Consider the following 20,903-nt stretch of genomic DNA (forward strand, 5'->3'; position numbering starts at 1 on the left):
AGGTTAGTGTCTTCGCCGTGGGTTTTAAACCCGCGGAGGAGGCAATAGCCTATCGATATTCCCTAAACCTATCGGCCATTACTCTGCCCCTCTAACTACTCCCCTAGCTTGCTGTTCATTCTTTTGGTCCGCAGCCCTCTCCCCTGGTCTGTTGCGGGGATGCTTTTGCCGGGGAACACTCGCCACTATGTGTAAATTCTTTGCGTGCAGGTACTTATTTGATACATAAAGCATTGAGGTGTTCGTATGGTGATGTTTCGTCGCTGTAGCACCCAAAAGAATACAAACGGCGGCAAACATGCGGTAGGGTGGTAACTGTAGTGTTCCATAACGCATTGATGCGTTTGTTGGGTGCGCTACGGGGCTGTTTCCCTTCCGGTGGTCAGCTTGACCTGCGAATAACGGCCTGACATGCACATATATCACACCGTCACCGATGATAGGAGCGCTTCTTCTATGGATTCGACCATTTTCAACCGCCGTACCCTGTTGGGTAGCGGCGCACTTGTGGGCCTTGGTGCCCTGCTCGCAGCCTGCGGTCAGCAGGCTAATAACGAGGCGGCAGCTACCGCCTCCGCCGCACCGAGCGAAACCGCTTCGGCGTCTGCGGCGGCATCTGGATCGCCTTCTGCGAGTGCCACTCCGTCTACTGTCCGAGGCTATTCCGGCGGTTCGAAGGCACCCGATGGGGAGTACCGTAAGGCCGACTGGCAGGGACCTGCACAGAATGTACCCAAGCCTCCTGTGCCCGAAGAGGGTTACCGCGAGAAGTCTATTTCCGGGCTGGAAAAGACTCTCCGGGCATGGATTCTGCATGAAAATTATTCAATCCAGACTGGAGACTACACTGAAACCCTTAAATTTTTGAGCCCATCCTTTACATCAGAGATTGATTTCTATAAAAAGATTTCTTCCCTGTACCAACGAGGTGGCTGGGTTGTAGCTGGAACCCATAATTTTATTGCCAATGGTGCTCCATGGTCTGAGGGCGGGGAGACCTATATTTGGCGCGCCTACCGCCAGTGGACTTACGCTATGTATGTTGAGCCTGACGGCAGCTGGGAAAATCATGAAAATAGTGAAGATAACAACAATATGTGGGATATTAAATTGCGCCACAACGGAGACCGCTGGCTTGTAGAATCTACGACAAAGGCCGAGAATTAGTAGATAACATGAAAAATATTACTAAAGCTACCATTATTTCTGCGGCTCTTATATTCTCAAATTTAGCTACAACTTGGGGGGTTGAGGGGGAATTTAGTTCATACTCTGAATGTGCCGCGAATAATCCAAATTCAGCACAAGTATGTGAGACTATTTTTATTAAATCCAGCCCTGATTCTAATTCTAATATTTCTAGAGGCTCTGACGGCAAGGTTTCTTCTGGCGGAGGTACTGTACGTAAAACCCAGGAAATAGAGTCAGCGGAAAAAGCAAAAACCCAAGTCCACGAATGGGAAAAGAGCCACAACCCCAGTGGTTTTGATGTCTACTCCTCCAAAAATACCCCTGGCGTCCTTTACTGCGTAACCTCTGGAGGAAAAGTCGGTATCTATAAACACACCAACCTCAGCCCGGAAACTGATGCAGGATTCATGGACCGCGGTCGCCCAGCAATGGGAATGCACAACCCCAGCAGCGCTAGCTGCATCCCCTCAGACATCAAGGCTGTTCAAGACACTAAATCCAAGGCAAACGATGGCCCCACCTGGGAACAAATGATGGCGCAAATCATTGAGGCCGCCCAATCGCTAGAGCCGGGCAAGCCGACCCTGCACCAGTCCTACAACAACCCCGCAGGCACTGGCCGAGCAGAAGGCGATCCCAACGTCTACAAGGGTGACCAGGTCAATTTCTATGTTGATGACGGTGGCCCCTACCGCCTTGAAGCAGACATGCTCGCCGGACACGTCGAAATTGAACTCATGCCCTCCTCGTACGTCATCGAGTACGGCAACGGCGACCAGGCAACCCACTACACCGCTGGTAAACCGGTCGCCACCTACCCTCGTGAACGTCCGCGACAAACGGAAACCAGCTACGCCTACCAGCGTTCCGGCAACTTCCACGCGTACGCGACCGTGCACTACACGGCTCGCTTCCGCGTGGATGGCGGACCCTGGCAGATGATGAAGGTGACTCCACAGGCAACCAGTGACCCGCTGCTAATCCGTGTGTGGTGGGTCGATGTGGGCCGCGTCGGCGGCACCTGCGATGAAGACGATACTCGTTGGGGCTGCAAGAACGACCCCACGATGGGTAAGAAGGATAACCCGAACCCGCGTCTGCGCAAGGCCGATATCCGTACCGGCCAGCGCTGGCACCTCAACGATAACGGTGACGGGGATACGGAGTACTCGCTGCACCGCGACTGGCCTGACATGTAAGGTCGTTCTCCTGCCGTGGGTCTTACGTTGAGAAGCCACATGTTCGCTGAAAAGCCACTTCTTTTGTGGCTTTTCGAAACACATGTGGCTTCTCAGCTATCGGGTTCCTCCCTTCGGCTGGTTAGTCTTCCGGTTTCTAGCCAGCCACCTATTCACACTTCACACCGATATGAGGAATACACTTCCATGACTTCCGTTATTATGACCCGCCGCGCAATGCTGAGCGGCGGTACCCTTCTGGGTCTTGGTGCCCTGCTTGCGGCATGCGGCCAGCAGGCAAATAACGAGGCGGCAGCCACTGCCTCCACCACACCGAGCGAATCGGCATCGGCTTTCGCGGCGGCATCCGATGCCGCTTCTGCTTCCGCTACTCCGAGCCCGGTCATTACCCGCGGCTATTCTGGCGGCTCGAAAGCACCCGACGGCGAATACCGTGAAGCTGATGAATACGGTATAGCTCAGAACGTCCCTCTCCCCAAGGCTAAGCCGCAACAGTACCCTGAAACCTTTGCTGGTCTTCGTGAGATGATGGCCGATTGGGTCAGAGCCCGTAACTACGGTATTCAGACCGGTGACATGCAGTATGTATGGCCCTATATGCTGGATACCTACGAGAAGGATATTAAGTTCCTCAAGGATATCGAACGCCTTTATCAGCGCGGAGGCTGAGGTGGTGCGCTCCCCGGGCTGGGTCTGTATTCCTACTTTCTAATTTACTTTTCTGACAGAAAAGATTATAATAAGAAGTATTTATTTTCGGAGGTTTTTATGTCATTTCTATCAAAAAATTGGGCAGGACTGTCAGTCTGTCTGATCATTTCTATCATCTCTTGGGTTTTAGGAGGATTTCTGCCTGTTGTGGGAGCACCTGTTTTCGCCATTTTTATCGGAATGATTCTCCATCCCTTTCTCACTTCCTATACACAACTGGATGCCGGTTTGACTTACAGCTCCAAAAAATTGCTTCAGTATGCTGTTATTTTGCTTGGGTTTGGACTCAGTATCTCACAAGTTTTCGCAGTTGGAACATCTTCCCTTCCTGTCATCATTTCGACCATTTCTATCGCTTTAATTATTGCTTTCTTTTTCCAACGCTTTTTTAACCTTGATACAAAGCTAGCTACCTTGATTGGAGTTGGATCTTCTATCTGTGGCGGTTCTGCCATTGCAGCGACTGCTCCTGTTATTCACGCCAAGGAAAAAGAAGTAGCCCAAGCCATTTCTGTTATCTTTTTCTTCAATGTCTTGGCAGCTCTTATCTTTCCAACTCTAGGTTCTTGGCTCCATCTTTCCAACGAAGGTTTTGCTCTCTTTGCGGGTACTGCGGTCAACGATACTTCCTCTGTGACAGCTACTGCTAGTGCCTGGGATAGTCTTTACAATGCAAACACTCTTGAGCCTGCAACTATTGTCAAGCTGACACGTACTCTAGCTATTATCCCTATCGTTCTCTTCCTCTCCTATTGGCAAAGCCGTCAACAAGGCGACAACCAAGGAGTGAAGCTTAAAAAAATCTTCCCCGTTTTCATTCTCTACTTTATCCTAGCTTCTCTGCTAACTACTCTTCTCACATCTTTCGGTGTCAGCACTAGCTTCTTTTCACCTCTCAAACAACTCTCCATATTCCTCATCATCATGGCTATGAGTGCTATTGGTCTCAAAACCAACCTCATTGCTATGATCAAATCCAGTGGAAAATCCATTCTTCTTGGAGCCCTTTGCTGGATTGCTATCATCCTGACTAGTCTTGGCGTGCAATTACTCATCGGTATTTACTAAGAAAAAAAGGGAGCCTAAAGGCTACCTCAGAACGTAGACAAATCAGATGGATTTTGGACTGTCGTTGGCTCGCTTTCTCAAGAGCAGCTGAAGGAAAAAGGGTTACTGAAATAACCCCATAACCATTGAGAAGCCACATGTGTTTCGAGAAGCCACCATTATTGTGGCTTTTCGAAACACATGTGGCTTCTCGGCGCATGGGTATCAGCGCATAGGTATCCGCGCATGGTGACTTCCGTAAAATGGTGTCTATGGCTAAGAAAACTAAAGGTAAGAAGAGCGGCGCAGCAACCGCCGCCGTAGCACTGCTGACCGAGACGAACACCCCCTTCCAGATGCGCGAATACGAGCACGTTGAGGGCGTCACCTCCTTCGGGGAAGAAGCCGCGAAGAACCTCGGTGCTTCCGAGGAGCAGGTGTTCAAGACCCTGCTGATTGTGCACGAGAAGGATTTCGCCGTCGCAATCGTGCCGGTCTCTGGCAAGCTGAACATTAAGGCTGCCGCCGCTGCCCTCGGCTGGAAGAACGCCTCCATGTGCGACCCGAAGGTCGCCGAACGCCGCACCGGCTACGTGGTGGGCGGTATTTCTCCGCTGGGTCAGAAGACCCCCTCCCCCACCCTCCTGGACGAAAGCGCCCAGCTCTTCGATACCATCATGGTGTCCGGAGGCAAGCGTGGACTGGACGTCGAGCTCGCCCCCGACGACCTGCTGAAGCTCACCAACGGAAAGTACGCTGACATCCGCGCTTAGTCCGCGCTCAGCGGGAATAATCCGCCCGGCCGCGGCGTTACATATGCCGTAGGAGCCTGGGCATGAGAGCAAACTGAAGGAGTCATGATGGGCAATTCGCTACCCGGCGTGGGTGCTATCGCCAAGAACTGGCGTGAAGTGCTCAAGCCTGAAGAGTACGCTGTTCTGCGTGAGGGCGGCACCGAGCGCGCGTTCACGGGCGAGTACTGGAACACCCACACGGAGGGTGTGTATTCTTGCCGTGCCTGCGGTACGGAGCTGTTCCGTTCCAATCAGAAGTTCGATTCGCATTGTGGTTGGCCGTCGTTTTTCGCGCCGCTGGCTGAGGACCGTGTGCGTTACCTGGAGGACACGACGTTCGGTATGCGCCGTGTGGAGGTGCGTTGCGCCGCCTGCGATTCGCACCTGGGTCACGTGTTTGAGGGTGAGGGCTACCCGACTCCCACGGATTTGCGGTATTGCATTAATTCGGTGTGTCTGACGCTGGCCCCGGCTGGTGAAGCCGCGCCTGATAAAGCACAGCCTGGTGATACTCCGGTTGACGAGGCGGAATCCGCCGAATAAACCCCGGCGATACCCCCCCCCAGCAGGCACGCAGGTGAACCCCTTATTGTGAGTCTCTCTAAATTCGAGGCTTTAAGCTCGGGCGGGTAGAATGGCGTAGTGCCTTCGCGGGCACGTCACCCCGCCCGGGCTCATGTTTGCTCGGGCGTACGCCTACCCGGGCATTTGGCCCATCGTATGGGCGCGTCGAACCAGGCAGAGGAAAAGGATTGAGTGCATGAGTACCGCAGCTGAACAGAATGCCGCAGGCACCCCTCAGCTGACCCTTAACGGTATCGAAGTTCCGGACGTTGTTCCTCTGGAGACCCCTTCCGCACCGATTCCGACTCTCATCACCACTGAGAGCGGTCTGCGTCGTGCCGCTGAGCAGTTGGCGGCGGCGTCCGGCCCGGTGGCTGTTGATACTGAGCGTGCCCAGGGCATCCGCTACGGTTCGCGTGCTTTTTTGGTGCAGCTTAAGCGTGAAGATCAGCTGTACCTGATTGACCCTGAGGCGTTTAAGGATCTGCGCATTATTAACGATGCTCTGGCGGATGCTGAGTGGGTTATTCACGCCGCAATTCAGGACTTCCCGAGCCTGGACATGCTCGGTATGCGCCCGAACCGTCTGTTTGATACGGAGCTTGGTGCGCGTCTTGCCGGTCTGGAGCGCGTGAACCTGGGTGCGACCGTTGAGGAGCTGCTCGGCTATAAGCTGGCGAAGAAGCACTCGAAGGAAGACTGGTCGCGCCGTCCCCTGCCGGAGTCGTGGCTGAACTATGCGCTGCTGGACGTTGACGTGCTCATTGATTTGCGTGACGCGTTGGAGGATTTGCTCCGCCAGCAGGGTAAGCTGCAGTACGCCCTGGAGGAGTTCGAGTACCTGTGCAAGACCCCGGTGAAAGATCCGACGGATCAGCCGGAGCGTTGGCGTAAGACGAAGGGCCGCACGATGTTGCGTTCGGTCAAGCAGCTGACGGCGCTGCGTAACCTGTGGCTTGAGCGTGACTCGCTGGCGCGTAAGAAGGACGTTGACGCGAAGCGTCTGCTGCCCGACTCTGCGATTGTGGAGGCGGCACGCACCATGCCGCGTAACGTACCCGCTATCATGTCGATTCCTGGTTTTCAGACGCGTGGTTTGCGTCGTGAGGGCCCGCGTTGGGTGCGTGCTATTGCCGCGGCGGCACGCGGTGAGAACGCCGTACCGTTCACTTTGCCGTCGACTGCCCCGCCGCCGTTGAAGGCGTGGGAGTCCAAGCGCCCCGAGAACTTGGCGCTGTTCACCGAGGTTCGTCAGGCAATTGATGAGCTCTCGGAGGAGCTGACCATTCCGGCGCAGAACCTGATTACGACCGATTATGTTCGCCGCCTCTGCTGGGAGCCGCCGGCTCGTTTTGACGAGCAGACCCTGCGGGATGCGCTCGCTGAGTACGGTGCGCGTTCGTGGCAGACGGGTCTGGTTGCCCCTGTGATTGCGCCGATTTTTGCCCGTCACCTGGGGTAGATTTCTCTAACGTTGAATAGATGTGCGTGCCGGTTGGGTGTGTTGCTGAGGCGACCGCCCGACCGGCACTTTGTGTGCCTCGCGGGAGTATGTCTCGGTAGTTTGCCATGGGATTTTGTTTCGTGTGCAAACGTGAACCAAGCTTAGCCTGCTCTCATTCGATTTTTGTCCCCAACCGGCATAGGGTGGAGAGAGTACACGAAAGGAACCACCATGCCCGCACCCAACGGATGCTGCCGCTCTCAGAAGGCATGCGCCTCCCCTGCTACTGAATCTGGCGCTACTGCATCTGCCGCAGTCGAGTCTAATGCCGTCGACGCCGCAGCAGCTACCGCCGAGATTGAATCTTCTGCTCGCGTCTTCTCCCGCCGCGCAACCCTCATCACCGGTGCCGTCGCATCCGGTGCGCTGCTCGCCTCCTGCGCTGAAGGTGACTCCAACGTTACCGCGCCCGAAGGCACCGTTGAGGTGGGTTCCGCCTCCGCAGTGGGCGTGGGCAAGGCGGCACGCCTGACTCACGGCTCCACGACCGTTATCGTCTCCCAGCCGTCCGCGGGTGAGTACAAGGCGTTCAGCACCGTCTGCACCCACCAGGGCTGCCAGGTGCAGGTGCAGGATTCCAACCGCATCGTGTGCCCCTGCCACGGCTCCGAGTACGCCGTAGCTGACGGCTCGGTCGTGCACGGCCCCGCAGAGGAGGCGCTGACCAGCTACCCGGTGCAGGTGAAGGGCGGCAAAATTTTCGTCACCCACACCTCCAAGGATTCCTAAACCGGCGGCTCAGAACCTACGTACGGCAAAACCTCTACACAGCAAGACCTGCGCACAGCAAAGCCCCGCCCATCACAATCGATGGGCGGGGCTTTGTGCTGTCTTATGGTGCCCGCTACTGATGCCTACTATTGCGGCGCGCTACTGAGAGAAGCTTAGGCAGCACATCTCAGGTACGACCGTTTAGCGGGTGTGGCGCGGCTTCTGGCCCTCTTCACGAGCGAACGGCACCTTATCGCCAGCCAGCTGCGCACGCAGGTCCGCGATAATGGTTTCCGCGGTCAGGCCGACCTCTTCCAGAATCTGCTCGCGAGAAGCGTGCGGAATGAACTCCGCCGGAAGACCCAGCTCGCTCAGCGCGGTATCCACGCCAGCCGCACGCATTTCCTGGCGGATGCGCGAACCCACACCACCGGAACGCACGCCGTCCTCAATGGTCACCACAATGCGGTGATCGCGAGCCAGCTCAATGACTGAAGACGGCACCGGCATCACCCAGCGCGGGTCAACCACGGTGGATTGGATACCCTCGGCGGCAAGCACCTTGGACGCTTCCAGAGCCACGCGAGCCATAGCGCCCACAGCAACGAACAGCACGTCACGCTGACCGGTTTCCGGGTGGGGTTCACCGGTGCGTGCCAGCACATCCACACCGTCGCTGCGGCGCTCCAGGGCGGGAATGTCCTCGCCCACGGAGCCCTTCGGGTAGCGAATCACGGTCGGTGCGTCGTTGATAGCTACAGCCTCACGCAGTTCTTCGCGCAGGGTCGCACCATCACGCGGAGCCGCCAGGTGCAGACCCGGAATGAACTGCAGCATCGCCAAATCCCACATGCCGTGGTGGCTTGCACCGTCCGGGCCGGTAATACCGGAGCGGTCCAGCACCACGGTCACGCCCGCCTTATGCAGGGCAACATCCATGAGCAGCTGGTCAAAGCCGCGGTTCAGGAAGGTAGCGTAGAGGGCAACCACCGGGTGCATGCCGCCGTACGCCAGGCCGGCACTCATCGCCACAGCGTGCTGCTCAGCGATACCCACGTCAATAACGCGCTCGGGGTGGCGCTTCTGGAATTCGCGCAGACCCACGGGAATCAGCATCGCGCCGGTAATACCGACGACGTTCTCCTGCTCATCCGCAATATCTGCGATTTCGCGACCAAAGACACCGGTCCACGACTCGGAGGTGCTGGTCGAAACATCCTCACCGGTCAGCGGGTCAATCTGGCCCACCGCGTGGAACTGGTCGTCCTCATTCGCGCGGGCGGGCGCGTAGCCGTGGCCCTTCTCGGTAATGGCGTGCACAATCACCGGGCCGGCGTAGTTCTTCGCCGCGGTCAGTGCGTTCTCCACAGCCTGCTGGTCGTGGCCGTCAATGGGGCCCACGTACTTCATACCCAGGTCTTCAAAAATACCCTTGGGTACGACGACGTCCTTAATGCCCGCCTTCATGCCGTGCAGGCCGCGGTACACCATCTGACCGACGGGGCCGCCACGCTGCAGACCGATGCGCACTGCATCCAGAGCGCTGTCGTAGCGGTGATCGAGGCGCACGCGATCCACCTGCTGCTGCACACCGTGCTTCAGCTCAGAGAGCTGGTTCGCGAAACCGCCAATGGTCGGCGCGTAGGAGCGGCCGTTATCGTTGACCACAATCACGACCTTGCGGGTGCGGTCGGCAGCAATATTGTTCACCGCCTCCCACGCCATGCCTCCGGTCAGCGCACCGTCACCAATGAGGACCACGGTGTAACGGTCATCTTCACCGTTGAGCTTGTGCGCGCGAGAAATACCGTCAGCCCACGAAATCGAGCTGGAGGCGTGCGAAGACGCAATAATGTCGTGCTCAGACTCGCCACGATCCGGGTAGCCCGACAGGCCACCCTTCTGACGCAGAGTCTTAAATGCGTGACGACCAGTCACCAGCTTATGCACATAGGACTGGTGGCCGGTGTCGAAAAGAATATTGTCCTTGGGAGATTCGAAGACACGGTGAATGCCGAGGGTCAGCTCCACAACGCCCAGGTTCGGGCCCAGGTGACCGCCGGTCGCCGACACGTTCGTCACGATGAACTGGCGGATTTCCTTAGAGAGCTCCTCCAGTTGCTCGTAGCTGAGGTTCTGCAGGTCCGCCGGGGACTGAATACCCGGGAGCAACTTGGCAGTGGCACCATTGCCAATGCTGTAGTCGGCGGTGGGTGCGCCACCGGCGGCGCTATTCGGGGTCTCCTCCTGCGGCAATGCGTTTTCAGCGGACATACACCCACACTCCTCAAGGTCGGGGCACGGCTCATTCCGTGCGTTGGTTCTTCAATGATTCTACCGTTTACGGTGCCAAAAAGCAGATTTATGTGCCCGCAGAGCAAGACGCACCGGGTTGAGCGAAAACGGCCTGAAATAACCCCTAGTGGGCAGGCTGGTGAACAGCCCAACCCGCCCAACACGGCGATTATTTGCTTCTTTGTTACGGCTACTAGCTGCGCGCTACTTGGTGCGACGGCGGCGCGGACGAGGCTTCGCCGGGGCACGCTCAAAAAGCGCCACCGACTCCACGTGATGCGTATTCGGGTACATATCAAACGCCCGAAGCTGCACCATGTCCCAACCCAACTCACGCAAAATACCGGTGTCACGACCCAGGGATGCCGGATCGCACGCCACGTACAGAATACGCTTGGGGTCCAGCGCATCCAGGCGTTCCAGGGTGGTTCGGTTCGCGCCCTCACGGGACGGGTCAAGGACCACCGCATCAATAGCGGGGATTTCACCAAACTCAAGGGCGGTCTTCAAATCCACCAGATGGCGTGCCACGTCGCCGCGAATCACCTCAATGCGGGTGTCCGCAGAGTTCTCGGTGCGGGAGCAACCATCCGGCGCGAAGTTCGAGCGCGCATCCTTATGGGTCACCGGGGAGCCCTCAATACTGACCACGGTACCGGTTGCGCCCACGGCGTCCGCGAGCGCGGCGGTGAACAGGCCCGCGCCGGCGTACAGGTCGAGGGTGCATTCGCCTTCCTGCGGGCGGAGCATGGTGAGCATGGTTCCGACCATGGTGGAGGGGGCGGCGCGGTGAATCTGCCAGAAGCCGCCGGCGGATACCTGGTAGCTGAATCGGCGGGAGCCGAAGGTGACTTCTTCGGTGACGGAGCGCAGGCCCGCGCCGAGCAGCTGGTCGCCTTCGGGTACGCGGCGGTAGGGGGTGTGGGAGGAGCCGGGGCGGCGGCGCTTGGGCTTGCCGTTGGAGGTGGACTGCGGGGTGAAGAAGAGCGAGATTTTGCGCTTGGCGAGCAGTCCCCAGGCGTCGGCTGCCTGCTGTTCGATGTCCTTGGCGACCTCTTCGATGGAGAAGCGCGGGTCAACGATGAACTGCAGGAGGACCCTACCGCGGGAGGAGACGGTTGCCTCGACTTCGCGTACGCCGCGCAGGTTCAGTTTCTCAAGCTCTAGGTTGCGCAGTTCGAGTGCGGCGAGGGGAAAGTCTACGACCGGTACGGGCTGGGAGGCGCGGTAGGGGTGCATACCGACGCGCCAGGTGACGGCGGGGCTCTTCTTGCCGACGCTGTTCTTCTGGTCGGTGTTCTTCTGGTTGCCGGGCTCGTCGCTGGGCTCGTTACCGGGCTGGGTGCGGACCTTAGTCACGTTGTAGCGCACGCGGGTACGCCAGGACAGGCCCTCGCTGTTATCGCGCAGAGGCAGCTCTTCAACGATGAGGTTGGTCAGCAGGGGCGATTCGAGGGGCAGACCGCCCAATCGGTTGATTTGGGTGCGGACGATATCGGTCTTGTAGCGTCGCTGCTCAGCCAGGCTGATGTGACCGTATTCCATGCCGCCGAGTAGTTCGGGTACACCGGTTGCTGCGGCGCGTTCCTCGTCGGTTGCGAGCGCATCCGCCTGAATCCAGGGGTGGGGGCGGCGTGCCAGGGAAGGTACGGGTACGGAGACAACATCTGCGAAGTAGAAGCGGCGCTTGGGACCGATGGCGGTGATGCGCACTTCTGCCTGTTCGCCGACGATGCCGTGACGCACGAAGATGACGCCCTGTTCGGTGCGCGCTACGAAGGCGCCGCCGTGTGCGGGTGCCTCACAGGTGACGGTGAGGGTCTGCCCGACGCTGTATCCGTCTACTTTTTTGGAGGCGGCAGGCGTGGTAGCAGGGTGAGTCACAGCATTGTCTCCTAAAGAATCACTTAATGTGAACTATTTTACACCGGATTGTGCTTTTGCTCCGATTCCGACGCCCCGCAGGGGGCACCAAATAGGTTGCAAAGGGCAAAGTCCAGGCGCTATGCGGGGTGCTCAAAGCAAAGTTACGGGGCAATTGACCGGGCTGGGCACCAGGCAAATATTTCTGGGCGCTGGGCAATCATGCTGGGCGCTGGGCGATTATTACGGCTGGCGTTTCTTCTCGCGCGCCACAGCGTCCGCCTCGTGCAGGCGACCGCGGTACACCGCGTGGCGGTTACTCTGAATCAGCTCGCGGCCTCCACCGGCTGAACGAGTAATCTTCGGGGCGACAGCTTCCGTTGGGCCTTCTGCTTCTACCGTTGATTCTTCGCTTTGTAAACGCTGATCAAAAATCTCATCATACACTTCGTCCTCGTGCATCGCCCAGGGCACGGTCGCCGTCATGACGCCAGGCTCGTGCAGAAGCGCCTGCTTGAGGCGGCGCACCGTGCGGCGGTGCAGAATACGCTGCCACCAATGCTCCACCACGAACTCCGGCAGGTACACCACCAAAATATCGCGCGGCGACTTCTTGCGGCGGCGGCGAATATACGAGACGACAGCCTCCACCGTGTCACGGTACGGCGAATCAATCACCGACAGCGGCACCGGAATACCCAGGGCGTACCAGCGTTTCTTCACAACGTCCAGGGCGGCGCGGTCGTTGTTGACCGTCAGCGCCTCAATCGTGGAGGGGCGGCCGGCACGCGCATACGAGAGGGCACGAACCGCCGGGCGGCGCACACGCTCCACGTACACGATGGCGTGCACACGCGAAGGCAGGGCCGCCACATCCGCAACGGATTCGGCGTTCAGGGGGATGTCCAGGGCGGCATCCACCGCATCGTAGTGGCGGCGAGTCACAACCATACCTCCAACCATCAGGGCAATCATTCCAAGGGAGAGCCACGCGCCGGCGGCGAACTTCGTCACCACGATGGTGACCAGCACCGCGGTGGTCACGACCACACCCACCGTAGAGACCGCAATATCGCGTAGCAGGGCGCGGCGCGGCATCTGCGCCAGGGTAATACGCAGCAGGCGCATGCGGTAGCGCACCACCGCCAGCTGCACCAGCATCATGGACAGGCACATGCCCACAATGTACAGCTGAATCAGCGAGTACACGTCCGAACCGAAAATACAGGTGAGGAAAATTGAGAATGCCGACAGCGCCAGCACACCGTTCGCGTACAGGCCGCGTGAATCCACGCTGCGGAAGAATACCGGCAGGTACTGGTAATCAGCAAGCGACGAGGCAATCACCGGGAAGCCCGTAAACGCCGTCAGCGAGGCAATAATCAGCACGCCCACCGTCGCAAAAACCAGCAGCTGCGCGAAGAACGGTGCACCCTGGTAAATCGCCAAAGCCACCTGGTACAGCGCCGGCTTCTGGTGGAAATACTCCCCCGGTGTGTGCCCGTCAATGAACAAGAAACGGGTCGTATCGTGCACCATGTGCACGCGGGTTGCCGCCGCAAAACCGAGCAGGCTCACCAGCAGGACCGAGGTGATCAGGCCCATCAGCATCATGGTGACCGCCGCGTTATATTTCTTCGGGCGGCGGAAATACTTCACCGAATTAGAGATCGTGGAAACACCCGAGAACGCCACCAGGCCGGCAGAGAACGAACGCGCCAGAAGTAGCACCAGCGCCAGGCCCTCCAGCGAATGGGTCTCCAGCTCAGGGGCAATCACGTAGGTCGCCGATTCAGCCAGCGGCAGCGTACCCGTGGCGGCACGAACCCAACCCACAATGAGGGTGACCCCCAACAGCGCCAAGAAAACATACAGCGGCCAGTATGCGATTTTTCCCAGCAACTGCACGCCACGCAACGCAAACAGCGTCAGGGCAACAATGAGCAGCACCGCAATGAGGGTGCGCCAATCCTGAATCTGCGGGTACAGCGCCACCAAAAATGAGGACGCCGAAGACATAGACACCGCCACCGTGAGCATATAGTCCATCAGCGAGGATGCACCCATCACGATTGAGGGCAACGCACCCAGTTTGCGGTGCACCAGCTGAATATCGCCCTCGGAAGCAATCTGGTTGATGTTGTACCGGTACGTGCCAATCACCAGCAGACCGACCATCGCCACACCCAAACCAATCCAGGGTGAAAAAGCGAGCGCAGAGGCACCCGCGGCGGCAAGAGTCAGGATCATCTGGTCGGCTGCGTAGGCGACCGAAGAGATGCCGTCGGCACCGAAAAGAGGCAGGGCGTAGCGCTTCGGCAGCGCGACTGCCGAAAGATTTCGCGTGCTGACCGGCTGACCGGTCAGGGCGATGCGCATCCTATCCCAACGATTCCTCACGCTGTTAAGGCTATCGGTCGCGGCTTCAAAGCTCAATTTTATTCAGCCGAATAGTGGGCATTGCGAGCGGAATATCACGGAGCATCGGCGTGGAGGCTCACCCGCCCATTACACTGGTAGAGGTAGGCGGTAACGCTTTATCACCGTAAAACATCAACACTCGGAGGGATGTATGCCTCACTTCGTCATTATGGGTGCCGGACGCGTGGGCGTCATGCTGGCGCGCACTCTGGAAGCTTCAGGGCATACGGTCGCCGTCATTGACCAGGACGAACGTGCTTTCCAGCCGCTGCGTAAAGGCTTTGAGGGCCGCCTGGTGACCGGTGTCGGTTTTGATGAGGACACCCTCAAGCGTGCCGGCATTACCGAGGCGTACGCTTTTGCCGCCGTCTCTTCGGGCGATAACTCGAATATTATTGCCGCCCGTGTGGCACGCGAAATGTTCAAGGTGAAGAACGTTGTGGCGCGTGTGTACGACCCGAACCGCGCCGAATTCTTCCAGCGCATGGGGATTCCCACGGTCGCTTCGGTGCGTTGGTCCACCGACCAGGTGCTGCGCCGCCTGCTGCCCGAGCAGGCGCTCAAGGGCGACTTCCGTGAACCCTCGGGCCGCCTCATGCTCACCGAGATTCCGCTCGACGACGGTTGGGCGGGTCACGCCCTGACCAGTATCGAACGTGCCGCCGGGGTGCGCATCGCCTACATCACCCGCTTTGGTGAGGGCATGCTCCCCCGCCCCGATTCCGCCTACCAGCAGGGCGATAGCGTGCACGTCATGATGCGCACCGACGACGTTGCGGACGTAACCCGTATTCTCTCCCGCCCGCCGCGCGTTGAAGACGAAGAAGTGGAGGCGAACTACGCCCCCGCCTCGGGCCACCGCAAGCACCCCCACGCCCCGAAGAAACCCGCCGAGCAGGCGCACAACGACGGCCCCGTTATCGAGCATGAATTCCACCTCGGTGACACTCCCCCGGAGCTGCCCGACCCCCTCGAGCTCATCGGCCGCCATCGTGATTCCTCGAAAGGTGAGAAGTAAGTGAAGGTCCTCATTGTTGGTGCCGGCTCCGTGGGCGCCTCCATCGCTAAAGAGCTCATGATGAACGGCCACGACGTGACCATCATCGACTCCAAGCCCGAAGTCAAGAAGCGCGCCGATCTGCCCGGCGTGCGCTGGCATATTGGTGACGCCTGCGAACTGTCCGTGCTGCGCCAGGTGCACCCGAACAAGGCGGACGTGGTCGTTGCCGCAACCGGTGACGACAAGGCAAACCTGATGGTCTCCCTGCTGGTGCGCAGTGAGTTTGGTGTGCCGCGCACCGTGGCGCGCGTGAACAACCCGCGTAATGAGTGGCTCTTTGACGACTCCTGGGGCGTGGACGTTGCCGTGTCCACCCCGCGTCTGATGACCGCCCTCGTCGAGGAAGCCGTGGAAGTCGGCGACGTGGTGCGCCTGCTGACCCTGCAGGCTGGCGGCGCAACCCTCGCCGAGTACACCGTGCCGGATGACCACCCCGTCATCGGTTACCGCGTGGACCACGTGCAGTGGCCCGCCGATACGGTGCTCACCGCAATTCTGCGTGACGGCGCGCCAATCCCGCCCAGTTCCGACGTGGCGATTGAGGGCGGCGACGAGCTGTTCTTCATCACGACCATTGCCGGTGAGGACCAGATTCGCGCACTGTTCGCCTAAGCGTTTATGCGCAAGCTTTTGCATAGCGTTTATACATAAGTTTTGAGGAGGCGAAAGCCCCGGTCACCCATACGGGTACCAGGGCTTTCGCTTACTTTTATGAAGCTATTTCACGAAGTCGCGGACTGTGATTTAGCGGTTCTTGGAGCTTTCAGAATCTCCGGGCACCTCAGTTTCTTCAGCATCCAGCGCCTCGGGGTCCTCGCTCACCGGCGCCTCCTCGGGAGCCGACACACGCCACGCCAGCCACACGCCCAAAGCGTACAGCGGCAGACCCATAATCAGGCGGGTCGCGCCCAGCGCTTCCACATTATCCGCAAAATACAGGGGCACCTGCACGGCAAGGCGCAGCAGCATCAGCACGGTAATAATCCAGGTGGCCAGCATGTACTGGCGCAGGCGTACCGGGTTCTGGCGCCAGCTCAGCGCCTCACCGCGAATGACCGCGAAAATCAGACCCATCAGCGGCCAACGCACCAGCATCGACAGCAGATACGCCAGGATGTACACGCCGTTCGTCCAGAAGCCCACCACAAAGTAGTCGCTCGCATTACCGGTACGGTACGCGGCAAACGCACAAATCGCCACGCCCACCAGACCGGTCAGCGCACTCACCAGCTTAGAGCCCTGCACCAGACGAATCAGCGTGAACACGCCCGCCGCAGCCAGCGCCGCAATCAGGGACAGGTTCAGTTCCTTCGTCACGGTGAACAACACCAGGAACGCCACAGCGGGCAGGGAGGATTCCACCAGGCCGCGCCAGCCGCCGATAGCGTGCAGAATATCCACATCGCCGTTGGCGGTGCGGCGCATATTCGCACCCATGGAGGCGCTCAGGCTCTGCGCCAGCTGATTTTCCTCCCGCGCCGGGTCAGCAGCCGGGTTAGTTGCGGGGTTAGCGTTCGGATCGGGCTGGGTCGAAGACTGCTCAGCGCTCATGTTTTCCCTTCTCAGCAAAGAATTGCGGCACGATCTCATAGCGCGGGTTATAAATCACCGGCTGATGAGCTCTCACCGACACCACACCGGAACAGCGCAACAACGCACCGGCAAGCACGCCGGGCACCATCTGCTGCCCCTGCCACTTCAGCAGCACCCTATCCCCCGGGTTGAACGGCGCATACGGCGGGAAAGACACCTCGTGAGGCTCCTGCACCGCCACGGTCGCCAAAGACGCCGTGTTCAGATGGTGCTGCTTCTCGGGGTCCTCGGATTCCTCCTCGAAATCCTCACCGGGCGGCTCCACAATCGGCATACCAATCAGCGCCAGCGGACTCGACCACTGCAGGGGCTTCGACTTAGCCACCACCAGCTCGGCACGGTACATCGGCTTATCCTGCAGCGCAGGCAGCCATACCTGCTCCACGCGTCCGGCAAGGCGTACGCGAAAGCGCTCGGGGTACCCGGGAGCAAGAATCTGCTCCTCAGGAACCGCGAGCGCACTCGGGTAGTTCGAGAACTCAGGCATTAGCCAATCTCGGTAATCTCAGGGCCGCGGCGAGGCATCGGGCGCAGCTTGCTGTGCTCGTTCTCGGTCTCTTCCTCCACGGCGGGCTCTTCCTCAGCCGCAACGACCAGGTCGGCGGGCAGAGTCATGGGCAGCAGCTCGCGCGGCGGGCGCGGGTCGTCGCCACGGTCCACCACGACAGTGCGGAAGACTTCCTCCACGGAGGCGGCAGCCTTATCGTCACCGAGCACAGCCGCGCCGGAGATGACGCCGCGCAGGAACCAGCGGGGGCCGTCCACACCCACGAAACGGGCGATACGCTCACCGGGCTGACCGTCCGGGGTGACGGCGGGCAGGCGGGTCAGCATCTCGGCGCCGAATACGCCGGCGTAGATTTCGACGATGCCGCCCTGGGAGGCGACGGACTCGGTCAGGTCGTGACGGATGTCGTCCCAGATGCCGGTGGTGCGCGGTGCGGCGAATGCCTGCACCTGCAGGGTCGCGCCGTCGCGGGTGATGGTTGCGGCGATAACCGCGCCGGTTGCGTCGTCAGTTTCGAGGCGCAGGTTCATGCCGTCGAGCAGCTTGATGCGCAGCGCACCCAGGTCGACGTAGTCTTCGAGGTCTTCGGCGGTGACTTCTTCAATGTCGTGCGGGCCGTTGACGCGGTCGTACTTGATGACCTCGGGAGAGTTCTCCTCTTCCTTCAGCTCCTCAACCTCGACGTTGGTCTCCTCAATCTCTTCGGCGACAGCCTTGTCGATGGCGGCCTTTTCAGCCTCCTCGGCGTGCTTCTTCTTACCAAATCCGAACATGGTATTCCTACTTTCACCGCACGCAGGGTGCGGGGGTTTCTTCTCTTCTCTCGTGCGACAATCGCGGTGAGAGCAGACTAGTGGATTCCGCTGGAGCCGAAGCCGCTGGAGCCGCGTTCGGTCTGATCCAGTTCGTCCACAATGGTAAAGGTTGCGTGCTCGTACTTCTGAATGACCAGCTGAGCGATGCGGTCGCCGCGCTGCACGTGGAAGGACTTGGTCTTGTCAGTGTTGAGCAGGGTGACCATCAGCTCGCCGCGGTAGCCGGAATCAACGGTGCCGGGTGCGTTCACAATGGTGATACCGTTCTTGGTTGCCAGGCCGGAGCGCGGGTGCACCAGACCAACGTAGCCTTCGGGCAGGGCGATTGCCACGCCGGTGGGGACGAGGGCGCGTTCGCCCGGTTCCAGTTCGAAGTCGATGCGGGAGCGCAGGTCAGCGCCGGCGTCGCCGGGCTTTGCGTAGGCGGGTGCGGGCAACTCGGGGTCGAGCAGCTTAATGTGGACGTTTACGGGGGTCATCATGGTCAATACTCTAACCTTTCGCGGGTGTCTGTGCCATCACCTCGCGCTGTGTTGAGACTCTACTGCGGGGTGTTTTCGTTGCGTGTTCGCGTTCAGCACGTGCGGCGGCGTGCCGTGTTGGGTGCGACGCGGCGCTGTTCTTGCGTGCGCGGCTTTCACATACTCAACGGGGCGGGTGCACTCGGCACTCGCCCCGTCATGAGGTGTATGTCGGGTGGGTGTTAGCCCTTCCCTAAAGTTTTAGCCCTCGCACTCGATGCAGTAGGACAGGCCGCCCTCTTCGCGTGCAATCTGCGAGCGGTGGCGCACCAGGAAGCAGGATGCGCAGGTGAACTCGTCGTCCTGAGCGGGCAGAACAACAACGTTCAGCTCCTCGTTGGAGAGGTCAGCACCGGGCAGCTCGAAGCTTTCTGCTGCGCTGTTCTCGTCTTCGTCCACCGCACCGGACTGCATCTCGGAACGGCGGGCGTTCAGCTCCTCGTAGGACTCTTCGTTCTGCTCTTCGTCCTGCTTGCGAGGTGCATCGTAATCAGTTGCCAAACTTTCACGCTCCGTTGGTTCTGTGGCTGTGTGTTGGACTAGGCCACGCTGGTTTATTGAGTGCTCTAGGTGCCGCTGGTGTGTAATTAACCCCGACGGCATGCCAGGTATTGTTCACCATTGGCACCCTATTTGTCTAATCCTGGGTAGGCTTTGGACTGTTTAGGCGTCACATTCTAGCTTTTTCGGTGCGAAAAGTACATCTTTTTTTGGTGAAAATCCCGCCTCCGCTACTGATTTACCGCGCTTTCACGGTACCCTGGTAGGTAGTTTGCGTTCCGTGCAACACATTCACGAACGCGTCCGGTTCACCTATGGAGGTTCTCATGCTTGAACTGCGTCTGATTGGCGTTCACGATGACGGCGAAAATCTGGTGCTTGAGTCTGCTGACGGCACCCGCTTCTTGCTGCCGATTGACGCGAACCTGCGCACGAGCATCACCAAGGCTCGCCGTATTCAGCCCGCCCGCGGTCTGGGTGCTAAGGGCACCTACGGTCCGCGCGATATTCAGACCCGTTTCCGTCAGGGTGCCTCCGTTGAGGAAATCGCTGAAGAGTCCGGTTGGGAGCCGGAGCGCGTGCGCCGCTACGAGTGGCCGATTGTTGCTGAGCGTGCCCACATTATTCGTGCCGCTCAGAGCGTGAAGATTGGTCGCCGCAGCTCCGCTTCGGGTACCGCACAGATTCCCGTGACCCTGAGCGCCCGCATTGAGGAAGTCTCCGAGCGTTACGGTTTTGAGGACGCAACCCAGGACTGGACCACCCGCCAGCAGGAGAACGGCCAGTGGCGCGTTGAGGTTGATATTGCGCTGAAGGATTCAGTACGTCAGAACCTGCCCGCGCAGGTCGTCTTCCCCGCACGCTGGGTGTACAACCCGGCGAACCAGGGCCTGTACGCGTCGAATGAGGCGGCGTACTTCCTGATGGGCAACAGTGAGGACGCTGTTGCCGCCGCCGCAAAGAAGGCTCCCGTGGAGGTTCCTCCCGCCCGACTGCCGAAGGCACCCGAGCCCGCACCGGCACCCCTTACTTCCTCTGAGAGCGCCGATGAGCGTAAGCTCAAGGAGCTTTTGGAGCGCGCCCGCTCGGTGCGCCCGGCGCAGGTTGAAGAGCCCGAGGTGTTCGTACACCGCGAGTCCGCTGAGCCTGTAGCACCGGCTGCGCCCGCGGCACCTGTTGCACCTGGTGTGTCTGCGCCGGTAGAACCTGCGGCTCCTGCTGCACCCGAGCCCACCGCAGAAACCACCCTCGAAACCACCGACCCGCTGGCTGTGGATTCGGAAGCACCCGTTGAATCCGTTCCGGTCGAGTCCTTCGCCCTGCCGGCACCCGTCGAGGACGCACCCGCTGCTGAGGCGCCCGCAGCTGAAGCACAGCCTGAGCCCGCAGCTGAGGTACCGGCTGAGCCCGCCTCCGCGGCCGAGAAGCCCAAGTCTTCCTCGAAGAAGCAGCGCGTGAGCGTTCCCGCCTGGGACGACATCATCTTCGGCGGCCGCAAGTAAGCGAGCACCCTCGCGCCCGTCCGATTAAGGGCATCTAGACGAGGGCTTTAGTCAAGGGCCTCTAGACATACGAAAACCGCTGGTTATTCACCCGAATAACCAG

At 59.5% G+C, this 20,903-nt stretch carries 19 protein-coding genes; 11 read left to right on the forward strand and 8 right to left on the reverse strand.

The features are described 5' to 3' along the window. The first annotated feature begins 456 nt into the window (after positions 1 to 456). The 8 genes from HMPREF2712_RS08080 (at position 457) to HMPREF2712_RS08115 (ending at position 7,739) form a co-directional block, all read left to right on the forward strand. A complete protein-coding gene (locus HMPREF2712_RS08080) occupies positions 457 to 1,167 on the forward strand; it encodes a DUF6318 family protein (RefSeq protein WP_005506348.1) in 711 nt (236 codons plus the stop codon). Between the two features lie 458 nt (positions 1,168 to 1,625). Next, the gene (locus HMPREF2712_RS09205; RefSeq protein WP_246828702.1) at positions 1,626 to 2,390 is read left to right on the forward strand and encodes a hypothetical protein; all 765 of its coding nucleotides are present in this window, start codon (positions 1,626 to 1,628) and stop codon (positions 2,388 to 2,390) included. Between the two features lie 186 nt (positions 2,391 to 2,576). Continuing rightward, a complete protein-coding gene (locus HMPREF2712_RS08090; protein WP_005509043.1) occupies positions 2,577 to 3,059 on the forward strand; it encodes a DUF6318 family protein in 483 nt (160 codons plus the stop codon). 99 nt (positions 3,060 to 3,158) lie between these two features. Beyond that, entirely contained in the window at positions 3,159 to 4,169 is a 1,011-nt protein-coding gene (locus tag HMPREF2712_RS08095; protein WP_070616006.1) for a YeiH family protein, read from the forward strand. Between the two features lie 251 nt (positions 4,170 to 4,420). Beyond that, positions 4,421 to 4,921: a Cys-tRNA(Pro) deacylase gene (gene ybaK, locus HMPREF2712_RS08100; protein ID WP_070616652.1), complete on the forward strand. Its 501-nt coding sequence runs from the start codon at positions 4,421 to 4,423 to the stop codon at positions 4,919 to 4,921. An 87-nt stretch (positions 4,922 to 5,008) separates the two neighbouring features. Then, on the forward strand, positions 5,009 to 5,485 hold the full coding sequence (msrB, locus tag HMPREF2712_RS08105; RefSeq protein ID WP_070616480.1) for a peptide-methionine (R)-S-oxide reductase MsrB: 477 nt from the start codon (positions 5,009 to 5,011) through the stop codon (positions 5,483 to 5,485). Positions 5,486 to 5,702: 217 nt separating this feature from the next. Further along, the gene (locus tag HMPREF2712_RS08110) at positions 5,703 to 6,968 is read left to right on the forward strand and encodes an HRDC domain-containing protein (RefSeq protein ID WP_070616482.1); all 1,266 of its coding nucleotides are present in this window, start codon (positions 5,703 to 5,705) and stop codon (positions 6,966 to 6,968) included. A 213-nt stretch (positions 6,969 to 7,181) separates the two neighbouring features. Then, on the forward strand, positions 7,182 to 7,739 hold the full coding sequence (locus tag HMPREF2712_RS08115; RefSeq protein WP_070616483.1) for a Rieske (2Fe-2S) protein: 558 nt from the start codon (positions 7,182 to 7,184) through the stop codon (positions 7,737 to 7,739). Between the two features lie 183 nt (positions 7,740 to 7,922). On the opposite strand, the gene dxs is transcribed toward HMPREF2712_RS08115, so the two are convergent. From dxs to HMPREF2712_RS08130, 3 genes are all read right to left on the reverse strand, one after another. Then, positions 7,923 to 9,995: a 1-deoxy-D-xylulose-5-phosphate synthase gene (gene dxs / locus HMPREF2712_RS08120; RefSeq protein ID WP_083309682.1), complete on the reverse strand. Its 2,073-nt coding sequence runs from the start codon at positions 9,993 to 9,995 to the stop codon at positions 7,923 to 7,925. Positions 9,996 to 10,220: 225 nt separating this feature from the next. Beyond that, on the reverse strand, positions 10,221 to 11,900 hold the full coding sequence (locus HMPREF2712_RS08125; RefSeq protein WP_070616485.1) for a class I SAM-dependent RNA methyltransferase: 1,680 nt from the start codon (positions 11,898 to 11,900) through the stop codon (positions 10,221 to 10,223). 222 nt (positions 11,901 to 12,122) lie between these two features. Next, positions 12,123 to 14,258, reverse strand: a complete 2,136-nt coding sequence (locus tag HMPREF2712_RS08130; RefSeq protein WP_070616487.1) for an APC family permease — start codon at positions 14,256 to 14,258, stop codon at positions 12,123 to 12,125. A gap of 193 nt (positions 14,259 to 14,451) precedes the next feature. Between HMPREF2712_RS08130 and HMPREF2712_RS08135 the strand changes: the two genes are divergently transcribed. Further along, positions 14,452 to 15,318: a potassium channel family protein gene (locus HMPREF2712_RS08135; protein ID WP_049337398.1), complete on the forward strand. Its 867-nt coding sequence runs from the start codon at positions 14,452 to 14,454 to the stop codon at positions 15,316 to 15,318. Next, positions 15,319 to 15,972, forward strand: a complete 654-nt coding sequence (locus tag HMPREF2712_RS08140; RefSeq protein WP_049337396.1) for a potassium channel family protein — start codon at positions 15,319 to 15,321, stop codon at positions 15,970 to 15,972. It abuts the gene before it with no gap. A gap of 132 nt (positions 15,973 to 16,104) precedes the next feature. On the opposite strand, the gene HMPREF2712_RS08145 is transcribed toward HMPREF2712_RS08140, so the two are convergent. From HMPREF2712_RS08145 to HMPREF2712_RS08165, 5 genes are all read right to left on the reverse strand, one after another. After that, a complete protein-coding gene (locus HMPREF2712_RS08145; RefSeq protein WP_070616491.1) occupies positions 16,105 to 16,911 on the reverse strand; it encodes a DUF3159 domain-containing protein in 807 nt (268 codons plus the stop codon). Beyond that, positions 16,901 to 17,440, reverse strand: a complete 540-nt coding sequence (locus HMPREF2712_RS08150) for a hypothetical protein (protein ID WP_005507846.1) — start codon at positions 17,438 to 17,440, stop codon at positions 16,901 to 16,903. Before HMPREF2712_RS08150 ends, HMPREF2712_RS08145 begins: the two co-directional genes overlap by 11 nt. Then, positions 17,440 to 18,234 carry a DUF3710 domain-containing protein gene (locus HMPREF2712_RS08155; RefSeq protein WP_070616492.1) on the reverse strand — a complete coding sequence of 265 codons (795 nt, stop codon included), beginning with the start codon at positions 18,232 to 18,234 and terminating at the stop codon, positions 17,440 to 17,442. The genes HMPREF2712_RS08150 and HMPREF2712_RS08155 overlap by 1 nt, the downstream gene beginning before the upstream one ends. Positions 18,235 to 18,311: 77 nt before the next feature. Further along, entirely contained in the window at positions 18,312 to 18,758 is a 447-nt protein-coding gene (gene dut / locus HMPREF2712_RS08160; protein WP_070616494.1) for a dUTP diphosphatase, read from the reverse strand. A gap of 240 nt (positions 18,759 to 18,998) precedes the next feature. After that, positions 18,999 to 19,298, reverse strand: a complete 300-nt coding sequence (locus HMPREF2712_RS08165) for a DUF4193 domain-containing protein (RefSeq protein WP_005506382.1) — start codon at positions 19,296 to 19,298, stop codon at positions 18,999 to 19,001. 326 nt (positions 19,299 to 19,624) lie between these two features. On the opposite strand from HMPREF2712_RS08165, the gene sepH reads away from it, so the two are divergent. Then, a complete protein-coding gene (sepH, locus tag HMPREF2712_RS08170) occupies positions 19,625 to 20,800 on the forward strand; it encodes a septation protein SepH (protein WP_180950426.1) in 1,176 nt (391 codons plus the stop codon). The last annotated feature ends 103 nt before the right edge of the window (positions 20,801 to 20,903 follow it).

It is taken from the genome of Rothia sp. HMSC064F07, assembly GCF_001837265.1.
Classification (GTDB): domain Bacteria; phylum Actinomycetota; class Actinomycetes; order Actinomycetales; family Micrococcaceae; genus Rothia; species Rothia mucilaginosa.

What these genes read in the sequence shown, in the direction of transcription:
- HMPREF2712_RS09205 (WP_246828702.1), top strand. Translation starts at nt 1,626, where the DNA reads ATGCACAACCCCAGCAGCGCTAGCTGCATCCCCTCAGACATCAAGGCT.
- HMPREF2712_RS08095 (WP_070616006.1), top strand. Translation starts at nt 3,159, where the DNA reads ATGTCATTTCTATCAAAAAATTGGGCAGGACTGTCAGTCTGTCTGATC.
- HMPREF2712_RS08155 (WP_070616492.1), bottom strand. Translation starts at nt 18,234, where the DNA reads ATGTTCGGATTTGGTAAGAAGAAGCACGCCGAGGAGGCTGAAAAGGCC.
- HMPREF2712_RS08080 (WP_005506348.1), top strand. Translation starts at nt 457, where the DNA reads ATGGATTCGACCATTTTCAACCGCCGTACCCTGTTGGGTAGCGGCGCA.
- HMPREF2712_RS08145 (WP_070616491.1), bottom strand. Translation starts at nt 16,911, where the DNA reads ATGAGCGCTGAGCAGTCTTCGACCCAGCCCGATCCGAACGCTAACCCC.
- HMPREF2712_RS08090 (WP_005509043.1), top strand. Translation starts at nt 2,577, where the DNA reads ATGACTTCCGTTATTATGACCCGCCGCGCAATGCTGAGCGGCGGTACC.
- dxs (WP_083309682.1), bottom strand. Translation starts at nt 9,995, where the DNA reads ATGTCCGCTGAAAACGCATTGCCGCAGGAGGAGACCCCGAATAGCGCC.
- HMPREF2712_RS08150 (WP_005507846.1), bottom strand. Translation starts at nt 17,440, where the DNA reads ATGCCTGAGTTCTCGAACTACCCGAGTGCGCTCGCGGTTCCTGAGGAG.
- ybaK (WP_070616652.1), top strand. Translation starts at nt 4,421, where the DNA reads ATGGCTAAGAAAACTAAAGGTAAGAAGAGCGGCGCAGCAACCGCCGCC.
- HMPREF2712_RS08115 (WP_070616483.1), top strand. Translation starts at nt 7,182, where the DNA reads ATGCCCGCACCCAACGGATGCTGCCGCTCTCAGAAGGCATGCGCCTCC.
- HMPREF2712_RS08130 (WP_070616487.1), bottom strand. Translation starts at nt 14,258, where the DNA reads ATGCGCATCGCCCTGACCGGTCAGCCGGTCAGCACGCGAAATCTTTCG.
- HMPREF2712_RS08110 (WP_070616482.1), top strand. Translation starts at nt 5,703, where the DNA reads ATGAGTACCGCAGCTGAACAGAATGCCGCAGGCACCCCTCAGCTGACC.
- msrB (WP_070616480.1), top strand. Translation starts at nt 5,009, where the DNA reads ATGGGCAATTCGCTACCCGGCGTGGGTGCTATCGCCAAGAACTGGCGT.
- HMPREF2712_RS08135 (WP_049337398.1), top strand. Translation starts at nt 14,452, where the DNA reads ATGCCTCACTTCGTCATTATGGGTGCCGGACGCGTGGGCGTCATGCTG.
- sepH (WP_180950426.1), top strand. Translation starts at nt 19,625, where the DNA reads ATGCTTGAACTGCGTCTGATTGGCGTTCACGATGACGGCGAAAATCTG.
- dut (WP_070616494.1), bottom strand. Translation starts at nt 18,758, where the DNA reads ATGATGACCCCCGTAAACGTCCACATTAAGCTGCTCGACCCCGAGTTG.